This window comes from Peptacetobacter hominis (assembly GCF_006861675.1).
Lineage (GTDB): Bacteria > Bacillota > Clostridia > Peptostreptococcales > Peptostreptococcaceae > Peptacetobacter > Peptacetobacter hominis.
Genome location: NZ_SGJB01000007.1, coordinates 1 through 14,618, shown reverse-complemented (window position 1 = coordinate 14,618; position 14,618 = coordinate 1). Strand labels below are relative to the sequence as shown.

Genomic DNA, 14,618 nt, shown 5'->3' with positions numbered 1-14,618 from the left:
TCTCATATTTTGTTGTAAAATAAAGTATAGAATTAATAAGACAAAAGATTGGAGCATTTATAATGAGATATGGAGTTATAGACGTGGGTTCAAATACAATAAGATTAATTGTATGCGAATTAAAAAATAATGATATCAACATAATATTAAAAGAAAAGGAACTTTCTGTTATATTAAATTTTATAGATAACGGAAAACTTTCTGATGAAGGTGCAGAGAGACTTTTAAAAGCTCTTGATAGATTTTCTAAAATATGTGAATTACTTGCGTGTAAAAAAGTTTATTGTTTTGCAACTGCTTCATTAAGAAAAATTTCTAATACTGATGAAATAGTTTCAAACATAAGAAAAATTATACCTGAAATGGAAATAATAAGCGGAGAAGATGAAGCTTATTATGATTTCATAGGACTTAAACAAATAGTAAAAGATAAAAATGGTATTGGATTAGACCTCGGAGGTGGAAGTATACAGATTTTTAACTTCAAAGATAATCAAATAGTTAAGTCTACTTCTTTACCTCTTGGTGGTTTGGAAATGAAAAATAAATTTGTCTCTATGGTGTATCCTACTTTAGATGAAATTGCACAAATAAAGGATTATGTAAAAAAATCCATAAAAGAAGATGGTATATTCAAGAAAAATCGAAATGATGTTATATATCTTATGGGAGGAACCGCTAGAGCAGTTGCGAAACTTCACAGATATATCCATCGAATAAATAAAAAAATAAATAAATATTATATATCTATAGAAGAACTTAATAAATTAACTGAAAGATTTGAAGATCCAAGAAGAAGTGATATAGATATATTAGAAAGAATTGTACCCGATAGAATGAATAATATTCTTCCAAGTATTATAGTACTTGATACGGTATGCTCTTTATCTTGTGCAAAAGAAGTTGTAGTTTTAAAAAATGGAGTTAGAGATGGATATATACAGGACAAAATTCTTACTTGTGAAAAATAATAAAATAGACCTATAATTTAATTATAGGTCTATTTTATTATTTAGTTTGATTTATCTAATTCCCAATTCCAAGGATTTTTTCTTATAATTCCATCCGCGTAAGGTATAAAAATTGATAGAACAGCAAATAATGCAAGAAGTTGTTGATACCATAAGAAAGGGAAAAGTTCAAGAGGGCTTACTTTTCCGGCTGCTAAACTTCCAGCAAGCAATATCTGTGCTCCGTATGGTATAAATCCCTGAAATACACAAGTCCAGATATCAAGCAAAGACGCACTTTTTCTTGGATCAACTTTATATTTTTTTGCCACTTCTTTTACTATTGGGCCGGTTATTATAATTGCAACTGTATTATTTGCTACAGCCATATCGGCTGCTGCTGCAATAGCACTTATCCCTATAGCTGCTGATTTTTCGCCTTTTATAAAACCTTGTATTTTTTCAAGTATCCACTGTAATCCTCCTCTTTGAGTAACCATATGAGCAAGTCCACCTGTAAACATAGAAAGAAGAAAAATTTCATTCATTCCCGTAAAACCTTTGTAAATAGCTTGAGAAAATCCTAAAAGATTAAAATTTCCATAAAATATACCTATTATTCCGGCGACAATAGTACCCATACCTAATGTTACAAAAACATTAACTCCAGAAATAGCCAATACAAGAACTATAATATAAGGAATAACTTTTATTATATTAAAATCAAGATTTTGAAGAGGAACCGGTGTCTCTGGGCTTCCCATTAAAATAAACAAAATAAAGGTTATAAACGCTGCAGGTATTGCTATAAATAAATTTACTCTGAATTTATCTCTAAGTTCACAATTCTGTGTTCTTGTTGCAGCAATTGTTGTATCAGATATTACTGATAGGTTATCTCCAAACATTGCACCACCTATTATAGCAGCAAGCATAAGAGTTAAGCTTAATCCTGCTTTTTCTGAAGTAGCTATAGCTATAGGTGCAACAGCACTTATTGTTCCCATAGATGTCCCTGTTGAAACAGATATAAAAGATGAAATTACAAACATACCGGCAGTTATATATTCTGCAGGTATAAAAGATAATCCAAGATTTACGGTTGAATCTACGCCACCCATCTCAGATGCTACAGTAGCAAAAGCTCCAGCAAAAAGATATATAAAACACATCATTAAAATATTTTCATGTCCACATCCTTTTGCAAATTCTGCAAATTTTGATTCAATACTTCCGTCAAACATAATAAAAGCAACAACTATTGCTATGATTATTGCGACCGGAGCCGGAAGTTGATAAAAAGACATTTCAACACCATATAATTCAAGAGTTATACCAACTCCTAAATAAATAGCTATAAAAACTATAAATGGAAAAATTGCTTTTCCATTAGCTTTTACTTTATCCATAATATTACCCCCTATATATAATTTTTTTTATATGTACATTAAGTATATATAATTTTTGACTATTTTTCAAATTATATGTTTATATACCCAAATTAAATAATTGACAAAAAATATCATATACTTATATGTTATTGACCCATAATTATATATAATGATAATATTTATAATATAAAAATAATTATCATATAATAATATTAGGAGGAAAATAATGAGTCTATTAGTTGTAGGTGGACATGAACGAATGGAAAAGGATTATCTTGAAATAGGTAAGATTTCGGGATTTAAAACAAAAGTATGTACAAAAAAAGCAAATAAATTAGCTGTTTCAATAGGAAATCCTGATGCTATTATAATATTAACATCAACAGTTTCTCATAAAATATGCTCTATTGTTGAATCAAAAGCAAAAAAGAAAAATATACCAATATATAGAAGAAAAAGCAGTAGTAGAAGCTCATTTTTTGAATGTATCGAACAAATACAGGATGAACTATGTCATTCTTGATCTTACATATAAAAACAAATTTTACCATTATTAATAAAACTCGATATGCATCGGGTTTTTATTTTTATGCAAATTGACACGAAATATATTTTAATATAAAAATATTTTATTGTGTAGATTTTTACAATGTGAAATGTTATAATAATTAATTGTGATAAAGTTAAAATTTAATATTAGAGGAGGGCGATATATGAATCGGAATAAAATTGCACTTGATTATGTAGAAACCGGTAATGGAAATGAAGATTTTTCAGGGAAAAAAGTACGGATTCCTAAAGGAATATCTTCAAAAATGCTTTATAAAGATGTTTTTACAATCGCATGGCCGTCTCTTGTTGAACTTACACTTACTCAGCTTGCTTCTATGGTAGATATGATAATGGTAGGTAAACTTGGTGCGGCAGCTCTTACTTCAATAGGTCTAACAACTCAGCCAAAGTTTCTTATAATATCTGTATTTTCAGCATTAAATGTTGGTACGACGGCTCTTGTTGCCAGATATAAAGGTCAAAATAAGCCGGAAAAATCAAACCGGATACTCAGACAGGCACTTCTTATAATGCTTTTTCTATCTATACTTGTTTCTGTAAGTATATTTATATTTTCGGAAAGTATAATAAAATTTATGGGGGCAACCGATAATGTAACTCTAAAAGATGGTACTATATATCTCCAGATACAGATGCTAGGAATAACTGTTTTAGGACTTACAAGTACTATAACTGCAGCTCTTAGAGGAGCAGGAAATTCAAAGACTGCCATGCTTTACAACTTATCAGGAAACCTTATAAATGTAATCTTCAACTATCTTTTAATATATGGAAATATGGGATTCCCTAAATTAGGTGTTGCAGGAGCTTCTATAGCTACTGTAATCGGTCAGATTTTTGCTTTTATATTTTCTGTTATATCCGTTACTGGAAATAGAAATTATATAAGAATACGAATAAAAGATAATTTCAAACCTGATTTGAAACTTATGAAAAAAATATCTGATATAGGTATTCCTGCACTTATAGAGCAACTTGTTATGCGTACTGGTATGATTATATATGCTAAAACAGTCGCATCACTTGGAACAGTAGCTTTTGCTACTCATCAGATATGTATGAATGTTCAGGCATTGTCTTTTATGAACGGTCAGGCATTTGCTGTATCGGCAACATCTCTGGTTGGCCAAAGTCTTGGAAAAAGAAGAGAAGATATGGCTAAACTTTATGCTACAAGAGCTAGAAGAACTGGTATGAGTATATCTGTTGTTCTTATGTTGCTATTCTTTTTCTTCCCTGATTTTATAGTATCTTTATATAATAATGATCCAGAGATTATAAAATCGGGAACTGTAATAATGATGATGATGGCACTTATACAGGTACCTCAAGGTTCTCAGTTTATCGTAAGTGGTATATTAAGAGGAGCAGGAGATACTAAAGCTACTGCTATTATAACAACAGTAACAACATTAATAATAAGACCAGCATTAGCTATATTTATGGTTAATAGCCTTCACTGGGGACTTCAGGGTGCTTGGATTGCACTTATAATCGACCAGCTTTTAAGATCGGGACTTGTACTTCATAGATTTAATAGCGGAAAATGGCTTAGTAAAATAAAATAAAAAATATTAGAAATAATGCCCTCATAGTATGAAACATAATTTGAGGGCATTTAATTTATTCATTTCTATTTTACATCTACTATTCTAAGCGCTTTTCTATCACATATTTCAACACAGGCAGGTATACCGCCTTTAAGTACTATATCATTGCATCCATCACATTTTATCATTTTGCCTTTTACAAATTTTGGTATATCATATGGACATACAAAAGAGCATATCTGGCATCCTGTACATTTTTCTTTATCAACTATTATAAATCCTGTTTCTTCATTTCTATATATTGCTTCATTAGGACAATTATTTGCGCATATAGGTTCATCACAATGTCTGCATGCATCAGTTATAATTCTGGCGTAATTATCTATAGGGTTGTGTATTCTTTTCATTTTTCTACAACTTTGTCCATCTGTGTTTTTATGAACATTTGAGCATGCTGTATGACACTTAAAACATCCATCACATAATCCTATATTATAAACTATTTTTTTCAAAATAAAATTCCCCCTTTTATAGAACTGCTGTATTTTTATAGTAACATATTGAATAAATTTCTTCTATTAAAATTAAAAAATCGCCTTTTGAAAGGCGATTTTTTATGTTTTATTTAGTTCCGTATAATCTATCTCCTGCATCTCCAAGTCCTGGAAGAATATATCCATGTTCATTTAACTTTTCATCAACACTTGCTACATATATATCTACATCAGGATGATATTTATGCACTTCAGAAATTCCTTCAGGAGAAGCTACAAGATTTACCAGTTTTATATTTTTTGCTCCTTCTCTTTTTAAAACATCAATTGCTGCCACTGAAGAACCACCTGTTGCAAGCATTGGATCTACGATTATAATTTCTCTTTCAGGTGTATCCTTTGGAAGTTTAAGATAATATTCTACAGGTTTTAATGTTTCTGGGTCTCTATATAATCCTACATGTCCAACTTTTGCATTTGGAATAAGAGTGACAAAACCATCAACCATTCCTAAACCAGCTCTAAGTATTGGAACTATACCTAATTTTTTACCAGAGATTATATTTGCCTTTGTTTTTACAAGAGGTGTTTCTATTTCAACTTCTTCAAGGGGAAGATTTCTTGTTACTTCGTAAGCCATAAGCATTGAAATTTCAGTAAGAAGTTCTCTGAAATCTTTTGTCCCTGTGTTTTTATCTCTCATTATAGTAAGTTTGTGCTGTATCAGAGGATGATTTATTTCTATTACTTTGTTCATCATTCTGTACCTCCATAAAATTATTATTGTTTCCGTTATTATATCAGATTTTGAGCATAATTGCATCCATTTGTTGTATATGTTTATTTGTGTTATGATATAATATTAAAGCAGATAAATTCAAAGGAGGTAAAGATGAACATAGATAGAAAAAAACTTACTCCAATGATGAAACAGTACCTTGATACAAAAGACAGATATAAAGACTGTATACTGTTTTATAGACTTGGTGATTTTTATGAAATGTTTTTTGAAGATGCCATTATTGCATCAAAAACACTTGAAATTGCTCTTACAGGTAAGTCATGTGGACTTGAGGAGAGAGCTCCGATGTGTGGTGTTCCTTTTCATTCTGCAGATTCATATATATCAAAACTTGTGGAAAATGGATACAAAGTTGCAATAGGAGAACAACTTGAAGATCCTGCTTCTGCAAAAGGTCTTGTAAAAAGAGACGTTGTTAGAGTTGTTACTCCGGGAACAGTTCTTGACGGTTCTCTTCTTGAAAATAAAAAAAATAACTACCTTATGTCTGTGTATAGAATAGATGATAAGGTAGGGATATCTTATGTAGATATAAGTACTGGAGAACTTGAGGCAACTATAACTAATATTGATAAACTAATAGAAGAAACCGCTAAAATCAAGCCGTCAGAAATAATAATGAATGATTCAGAACTGGAAAATCTTCTGTATAATATAGCTACAATAAGTAATATTTATCTTAATACAATATCTGAAGAAAAAACACATAATGAATATGATGATAGTATTTTATCTAAATATTTTTCTGAATCCTATTTAGAAGATATCGGAATAAATAAAAATTTCCTCATAAAATCAAGTCTTGTATTATTAATGAACTATATATTTGATACTCAAAAGCAGATTACTTCAAATATCTGTAGTATAAATATATATAAATCCGAAGAATATATGCTACTTGATATGTTTACGAGAACTAATCTTGAGTTGACACAAACTATAAGAGGAGGTAAAAAAAGAGGTTCTCTTTTAGATGTATTAGATAACACCAGAACATCTATGGGAGGCAGACTCTTACGAAAGTATATAGAACAACCTCTTGTAAATATTGAAAAAATAAAAAATAGATTAGATATAATAGATGAAATATATTCAGATTATGGAACAAGATCAGACCTGTCAGAAAGTCTGAAGAAAATATATGATATAGAAAGAATATGCGGTAAAATTGCATTTGAGAAAGTTACGCCCAAAGAACTTATAAATCTTAAAAATTCAATTGCGCATTTACCTGATTTGAAAACTATTATATATAATTCCGGGTGCAAGAAACTTCTTTCTTATATAGGTGATATGGACACACTTTCTGATATATATACATTAATAGATTCATCTATAATGGAAGAACCGGCAATAACAATAAAAGACGGTAATATTATAAAAAGTGAATACAATCAGGAGTTATTCGATCTTAGAGATATTTCTCAAAATGGAGCAAAAATAATAAAAGATATTGAAATCCGCGAGAGAGAAAAAACAGGTGTAAAATCTCTTAAAATCGGGTTTAATAAAGTATTTGGATACTATATAGATATAACAAAGGCAGGACTTGCGCAGGGATGTATAGATGATACATATATAAGGAAACAGACTTTAAGTAATTCTGAAAGATTTATAACACCTGAACTAAAGGAAATAGAAGAAAAAATACTAAATGCAGAAGATAAAATAAAAGCTCTTGAATACAAAATTTTTACAGATATAAGAAATCAAATTTATAATAATATAAATAGGATACAAAGTATTGCTCAAATAGTTGCTACCATAGATGTTTATGTATCTATGGCCGAAACAGCATCTATTAATAATTATATTAAACCAAATATTAATACTGACAATAAACTTGAGATAAAAAATGGTCGTCATCCTGTTGTAGAAAGTATTGTTGGCCATGAAAACTTTGTACCGAATGATACATATCTGAATAATAATGAAAATACTATTAATATTATTACAGGACCTAATATGTCCGGTAAATCTACATATATGAGACAGACAGCCGTAATAGTATTAATGGCTCATATAGGTTCCTTTGTTCCTGCAGAATACGCAGATATTCCTATAACAGATAGAATATTTACAAGAGTAGGAGCCAGTGATGATCTTGCACAGGGACAATCTACCTTTATGATAGAAATGAACGAGGTTTCACTTATTTTGAATAATGCAACAGCTGACAGTCTCGTTATACTTGATGAGGTAGGAAGAGGAACCAGTACTTACGATGGAATAAGTCTTGCATGGTCTATTGTGGAGTATATACATGAAAAGATAAAATGTAAGACACTTTTTGCAACTCACTATCATGAACTTACAGATCTTGAAGATGAATTTGAATCAGTAAAAAATTATTCTATTGATGTCAAAGACAATGGTAAGGATATTGTATTCTTAAGAAAAATAGTTCCTCATGCTGCTGATAAAAGTTATGGTATATATGTTGCTAAACTGGCAGATATTCCAGAAGAGGTGATAAAAAGATCATCTGAGATATTATCAGATCTTGAGAAAAATCATGTAAATAATATGAAGACACTTACATCGGGTGTAAAAAAAGAAGATGTTAATGAAAATAAAATTTCTATAGATGAGAAATCAATAAATAGTAACTTTGACGAATATAGAAAAAAATATGAACAGGCAAAAGAAAATATAAAAACTCTTGAAGCAAAAAATAAAAAGTTGAAAAAGGAAATTATTGCATTAAAAGAAGCTCCAACAGAGATGCAACTTTCATTTGCTCAGATTGGAAATGAACTTGAAGATGCAGTTTTATCTTTAGATCTTATGAATATGACACCTCTCGACGCAATGAGTAGTATTTTAGAACTTCAAAAGATAGCCAGAAAAAACAAATAGAAAATATTGTATTTGTAATTAAGGAGGTGAAATTATGTCAGAAAAGATAAGAATTCTGGATGATATAACCATAAATAAAATTGCAGCAGGAGAAGTCGTTGAAAGACCTGCATCTATAGTAAAAGAACTTGTTGAGAATTCTATAGATGCAGGAGCATCAAGAATAACTATTGAAATAGAATCAGGTGGTAAATCACTTATAAAAATAATTGATAATGGCCATGGTATACCATCATCTGAAGTATCAAAATGCTTTCTTAGGCACGCAACAAGTAAAATTGATGCAGTTGAAGATTTATTTAAATTAAATACTTTAGGATTTAGAGGAGAAGCACTTGCATCAATATCTGCTGTATCAAAGCTTGAAATGACAACAAAATATAAAGATGAATCTATTGGAACTAATATATATCTTAATGGAGGTAAAGTAGTTTCAAAAGAAGCTGTCGGAACAAATACAGGAACTATAATTTTGATAAAAGATATTTTCTTTAATACTCCGGCTAGAAAAAAATTCCTCAAATCAGATCATTCAGAAACCATCACAGTAAGTGATACAGTAAATAAACTTGCTATAGGATATCCGAATATAAAGTTCAAGTATATAAATAATGGGAAAATTATGCTTGATACACCTGGTGATGGTATACAGAACAATGCAATAAGATGTGTCTATGGAAGAGAAATATCATCAAACCTTATTAATATAGATTATAAATGTAATTTATTTAGTGTAGATGGATTTATAGGAAATAATAATATCTTTAGGTCAAATAGAAATCTTCAGCATATATATATAAATGGCAGATTTGTAAAAAGTAAAATAATACTGGATGCTATTTCTGAAGCATATAAATCTATAATACCTATAAATAAACATGCTATATGTTTTATAAATATATATGTAGATCCAGCAAAACTTGATGTAAATATACATCCGGCAAAGCTTGAGGTAAAGTTTGAAAAAGAAAGAGAAATCTATATCGAACTCCGGGAATATTTAAAAGCTAAATTATTAAAAAATAATCTTATTGCAAAATATGAAACTTATAATGATAAAATAGATTTAAGAGAAAATAAATCTAGTATTTCTCATAATAGCAGTTTTATAGGGGAAAAAACAAAATCAGAGAAAGAACATGCTAAAAATAAATCTTTCAACGAAAACAAAAGAGAATTTAAAGAATTAGAGCCTATAAACCTTTCAGCCAATGTTAGTTCATTTACAAAATTTGAAGATATAAATTCATTTAGCAGTGTCAATTCTGATAACAAGAATTCTTATATATCTGAGGATTCTTGTGAATACAGTAAAAGTAAACAACTTGAAATTGAAAGTGTTAAAATTAAAAACAATGATCTTTATAAGAATGATGAAGAAAACAGAGAAACAGCTTTTTCACTTGATAATTATAAAGTTTGTGGAACTGTTTTTGATACATATATAATACTTCAAAGAGATGATTCCATGTATCTTATGGACCAGCATGCAGCACATGAAAGAATACTTTTTGAGAAATATATGAATTCATTCAGAAAAAAATCAATTCCAATTCAGATATTATTAGATCCGATTATACTTGAATTATCTAATGTAGATATGTCATTAGTCGAAAAAAATATTTCTGTATTTTCTTATTTTGGATTTGACGTTGAAATTTTTGGATTAAATCATATTCTTATACGAGGAGTTCCTAACTTATTTGGAATACCTCAATCAGAAAAATTTATAATCGAGATTATAGATAATATAAATGATATTTCAGGAAGCTATGACCTAAAATACGATAGATTTGCTACAATGGCATGTAAATCAGCTATAAAAGCAAATTATAGAATAAAGAATATTGAAATTTCAGCTTTATTCAAACAGCTTGAATCATGCGAAAACCCGTATACATGCCCACATGGTAGACCTATTATGGTAGAACTTACAAAATCAGAAATAGAAAAAATGTTTAAAAGAATTATTTAAAGCCAAAGGAGGATGACATGAAAAATAATAAAATACCTCTTATTATACTTACAGGTCCTACAGCTGTAGGAAAAACAGAACTTTCTATACAGCTAGCAAAATCTTTGAATGCAGAAATAATCTCAGCTGATTCAATGCAGATATATAAATATATGGATATTGGAAGTGCAAAGGTTACTTGTGATGAAATGAACAATATACCTCATTATATGATAGATGAGGTTTATCCGGATACTCCATTCTCAGTTTCTGAATTTCAAAGGAGAGCTTCGAATTATATTGATTTAATAAATAAAAAAGGTAAAAATGTAATTATAACTGGTGGAACAGGGCTTTATTTAAGTTCTTTAATATATAATATGGATTTTGCAAAATCTGACTCAGATAGTAAACTTAGACAGGAACTGGAAGAAGAACTTAAGCTTAAAGGTCCAGAATTTATGCATGAAAAACTTGAAAAACTTGATCCTGATGCTGCAGAAAGAATTCACCCAAATAATACAAAAAGAGTTATAAGAGCTATCGAAGTTTGTATGAATGGTGAAAAAATGAGCGATTTTTCATCTGATCTTAAATATAATGAAAAATATGAGCCGATTATAATAGTTCTTAATAGAAATCGAGAACATCTATATCAAAGAATAAATAAAAGAGTAGATATTATGATTGAGAAAGGTCTTGTTGATGAAGTCAAAAATCTTCTTGATAGAGGATACTCACCTGATCTAACATCAATGCAGGGAATAGGATATAAAGAAATTATAAAGTATTTGAAAGGCGAATATTCTTTTGATGAGGCTATAGAAATTATAAAGAGAGATTCTAGAAGATATGCAAAAAGACAAATAACCTGGTTCAAAAGATATAAAGAAGCTACATGGTTCGATGTTGAATCTATGCCTATGGATGAATTAAAAAAATCAATTTTATCATGTGTAGAGCAATATATATAATAATGGAGGTATGTACATGAAAAATAATGTTTTAAATCTTCAGGATATATTTCTTAACAATGCAAGAAAAGAAAAATGCCCTTTAGTAATTTACCTGGTGAATGGTGTTCAGGTAAAAGGTACTGTAAAAGGATTTGATAACTATGTAATTTTACTTGAAGATGAAAGTGGACATAGTAGCCTTATATATAAGCATGCGGTTTCTACTGTACAGCCACTTAGACCATTTAACATATCTAATAAAACAAATAAATAGGAGTAATAAATATGCTAGATATAACTAAAGAATTTTTAAAAGAACAATATAATATTGATGATGAGACATTTGAATTTTCAGAGTCTGTAATGGATGATATAAAATTTAAATTTGACGAAATAAAAGAGATAAGAGAATATAATCAATATAAGGTACTTAAAGCAATGCAAGACAGCCAATTAAGTGATAACCATTTTAACTGGACAACAGGTTATGGATATAATGATTTAGGGAGAGAAAAAATAGAGGAAATATATTCAAAAGTATTCCATACAGAAGATGCACTTGTAAGACCTATCATAGTAAATGGAACTCATGCTCTTTCTCTTACTGTTCAGGGACTTGTGAGACCTGGAGATGAAATACTTTCTATAACAGGGGCTCCATATGATACACTTCAGGGTGTTATAGGTATAAGAGAAGAAAAAGGGTGTCTTAAAGAATTCGGTGTTACATACAGTCAGCTTGATTTTCTTCCAGATGGAAATATTGACCTTGATGGAATAAAAGATAAAATAAACGATAAAACAAGACTTATAATGATACAGCGTTCAAAGGGATATGAATGGAGAAAATCTCTGTCTATAGAAGATATAGAAGAAGCTGTAAAAGCCATAAGAAAAGTAAGTAGCGATGTTATAATAATGGTCGATAACTGTTATGGAGAATTTCTGGATACTAAAGAGCCTACTGATGTAGGAGTAGATATAATGGCTGGATCTCTTATAAAAAATCCAGGTGGGGGACTTGCTCTTACTGGGGGGTATATAGTAGGAAGACATGATCTTGTTGAAATGATTTCATATAGACTTACAGCCCCTGGTATAGGTAAGGAATGCGGACTTACTTTTGGTACAACAAGAACTGTTCTTCAGGGATTATTTATGGCTCCATATGTAGTATCACAGGCAGTTATGGGAGCAATATTCTGCTCAAGGGCATTTGAAAAAATGGGATATCGTGTGCTTCCAGAGTATAAAGATCTCAGAAGTGATATAATACAGTGTGTTCAGCTTAATAATGCTGAGGAAGTTATAAAATTCTGTGAAGGTGTACAGGAAGCTGCTCCCGTAGACTCATTTGTAACACCTGTTCCATGGGCAATGCCTGGATATGGTGATGAAGTTATAATGGCTGCAGGCGCATTTGTTCAGGGTTCTTCTATAGAACTTAGTGCAGATGCTCCAATAAGACCTCCATATAATGTATATTTCCAGGGAGGACTTACATTTGATCATTCAAAAATGGGTACTCTTAAAGCTATAGAAAAAATCAAACAACTTAATAAATAATTTATATAACAGCATTCATAGCATTGAATGCTGTTTTTATTAATTAATAAAAAATAAATTTGCTAAATTTTCATATTTTTTGAAACAATAATCATTTTTTATGGTATTATTTATACTAAGATACTATAAACTTGTAATATACTTGAAATACTTTTTATTTTCATGTATAGAATAGGAGGAATTTTTTATGAATAAAATATTTTCTACTGAACCTACAGAAGTAGAACAGAAAGTGTATGATGTACTAGAAGCTATTGGAGCTGATTATGGAGTCATAGAACATGAACCTCTATATACAGCAGAGGATTTAAATAAGATAAAAGAACAGGCTCCTGGACTTCATGCAAAAAATCTTTTTTTAAGAAATGCTAAAGGAAATAAATATTATCTTATAGTAACACTTGATGAGAAAGCTATAAATTTAAAAGAAGTAAGAAGTAAAATAGGTAGTACAGCTCTTTCTTTTGCTTCAGAGCAAAGACTTATGAATGTTTTAAAACTTGTTCCAGGGAGTGTAAATCCATTCGCTGTTGTTAATGATGAGAATAAAGTTGTACAGGTATTTATAGATAAAGATCTTCTTAATGGAGAATTACTTAATTTTCATCCAAATGTAAATTATAAAACAGTTACAATATCTCTTGAAGATTTGAAAAAATATTTTGAATATATCAACGTAGAACTTAATGAAATAGAACTTTAATTAAATAATATAGGGGTGATTTAAATGATAGCAACCTTAGTTAACTGTGCAGTTATAATCGCCGGATGTATTATTGGTCTTATTATAAAAGGTGGTATTCCAGAAAGAGTAAGTAATATAATAATGAATGCTCTTGCTCTTTGTGTTATATATATAGGTATTTCAGGAGCACTTGAAAGTACAAATACGCTTGTAACAATAATATCTATGGCTGCTGGTGCACTTATAGGCGAACTTATAGATATAGATAAATATATAAATAACTTGGGAAATATCATACAAAATAAGTTTTCAAATGGTAAAAATTCTGGGAATAAAATAGCAGAGGGATTTGTTACTTCAAGTCTTTTGTTCTGTGTTGGAGCTATGGCTATTGTAGGAGCTTTACAAGCGGGGCTTTCCGGAGATTATGAAACATTATATGCAAAATCGGTTCTTGATGGAATAAGCTCAATTATTTTTTCTGCATCTTTAGGCATAGGAGTAATATTTTCTACTGTAACAGTTTTTATTTATCAGGGACTTATAACTATTGGAGCATCTTTTCTTTCATCTGTTTTAAGTGATGGAGTAATTGCTGGAATGACTGCTACAGGAAGTCTTATGATAGTTGGGCTTGGTCTTAATCTACTTGGAGTAACAAATATTAAAATAGCTAATATGCTTCCGGGAGTCATCATACCTATAATATTTGGTATGTTTGGAGTAATATAACAAAAGAAGGGTAATTCCCTTCTTTTTTATTGTATATAGAAAACCCCCAGTTAGACTGGGGGTTCAATAAGGCTTTTAGCTTTGAGTCTTTGACAAAGAAACTCCT

At 29.9% G+C, this 14,618-nt stretch carries 13 protein-coding genes; 10 read left to right on the top strand and 3 right to left on the bottom strand.

The features are described from left to right. Positions 1-62 precede the first annotated feature (62 nt). Positions 63-971 carry a Ppx/GppA phosphatase family protein gene (locus EXD82_RS04750; protein ID WP_142535773.1) on the top strand — a complete coding sequence of 303 codons (909 nt, stop codon included), beginning with the start codon at positions 63-65 and terminating at the stop codon, positions 969-971. Between the two features lie 41 nt (positions 972-1,012). On the opposite strand, the gene EXD82_RS04745 is transcribed toward EXD82_RS04750, so the two are convergent. Continuing rightward, a complete protein-coding gene (locus EXD82_RS04745; protein ID WP_142535772.1) occupies positions 1,013-2,359 on the bottom strand; it encodes a Na+/H+ antiporter NhaC family protein in 1,347 nt (448 codons plus the stop codon). Between the two features lie 208 nt (positions 2,360-2,567). On the opposite strand from EXD82_RS04745, the gene EXD82_RS04740 reads away from it, so the two are divergent. Both EXD82_RS04740 and EXD82_RS04735 read left to right on the top strand, forming a co-directional pair. Continuing rightward, complete coding sequence (locus tag EXD82_RS04740) at positions 2,568-2,864, top strand: DUF2325 domain-containing protein (RefSeq protein ID WP_142535771.1); 297 nt, start codon at positions 2,568-2,570, stop codon at positions 2,862-2,864. Positions 2,865-3,054: 190 nt separating this feature from the next. Next, on the top strand, positions 3,055-4,482 hold the full coding sequence (locus EXD82_RS04735) for an MATE family efflux transporter (protein ID WP_142535770.1): 1,428 nt from the start codon (positions 3,055-3,057) through the stop codon (positions 4,480-4,482). Between the two features lie 65 nt (positions 4,483-4,547). Here EXD82_RS04735 and EXD82_RS04730 read toward each other — a convergent pair whose 3' ends face one another. Further along, positions 4,548-4,976, bottom strand: coding sequence for a 4Fe-4S dicluster domain-containing protein (locus EXD82_RS04730; RefSeq protein WP_142535769.1), 429 nt, complete (start codon positions 4,974-4,976; stop codon positions 4,548-4,550). Positions 4,977-5,085: 109 nt separating this feature from the next. Beyond that, positions 5,086-5,715 (bottom strand): uracil phosphoribosyltransferase, encoded by a 630-nt coding sequence (upp, locus tag EXD82_RS04725; protein WP_142535868.1) that lies wholly within the window; start codon positions 5,713-5,715, stop codon positions 5,086-5,088. A 135-nt stretch (positions 5,716-5,850) separates the two neighbouring features. Here upp and mutS point away from each other — a divergent pair, with 135 nt between their 5' ends. The 7 genes from mutS to EXD82_RS04690 all read left to right on the top strand — a co-directional run bounded on the left by mutS (position 5,851) and on the right by EXD82_RS04690 (position 14,512). Then, the gene (gene mutS / locus EXD82_RS04720) at positions 5,851-8,619 is read left to right on the top strand and encodes a DNA mismatch repair protein MutS (protein ID WP_142535768.1); all 2,769 of its coding nucleotides are present in this window, start codon (positions 5,851-5,853) and stop codon (positions 8,617-8,619) included. A gap of 34 nt (positions 8,620-8,653) precedes the next feature. Beyond that, entirely contained in the window at positions 8,654-10,594 is a 1,941-nt protein-coding gene (gene mutL / locus EXD82_RS04715; RefSeq protein WP_142535767.1) for a DNA mismatch repair endonuclease MutL, read from the top strand. 17 nt (positions 10,595-10,611) lie between these two features. Next, complete coding sequence (gene miaA, locus EXD82_RS04710; protein WP_142535766.1) at positions 10,612-11,547, top strand: tRNA (adenosine(37)-N6)-dimethylallyltransferase MiaA; 936 nt, start codon at positions 10,612-10,614, stop codon at positions 11,545-11,547. Positions 11,548-11,563: 16 nt separating this feature from the next. Further along, entirely contained in the window at positions 11,564-11,803 is a 240-nt protein-coding gene (gene hfq, locus EXD82_RS04705; protein ID WP_142535765.1) for an RNA chaperone Hfq, read from the top strand. A gap of 11 nt (positions 11,804-11,814) precedes the next feature. After that, entirely contained in the window at positions 11,815-13,095 is a 1,281-nt protein-coding gene (locus tag EXD82_RS04700; protein WP_142535764.1) for a methionine gamma-lyase family protein, read from the top strand. 187 nt (positions 13,096-13,282) lie between these two features. Beyond that, positions 13,283-13,798, top strand: coding sequence for a prolyl-tRNA synthetase associated domain-containing protein (locus EXD82_RS04695; RefSeq protein WP_142535763.1), 516 nt, complete (start codon positions 13,283-13,285; stop codon positions 13,796-13,798). Positions 13,799-13,822: 24 nt separating this feature from the next. Beyond that, complete coding sequence (locus tag EXD82_RS04690) at positions 13,823-14,512, top strand: DUF554 domain-containing protein (protein ID WP_142535762.1); 690 nt, start codon at positions 13,823-13,825, stop codon at positions 14,510-14,512. Positions 14,513-14,618 lie beyond the last annotated feature (106 nt).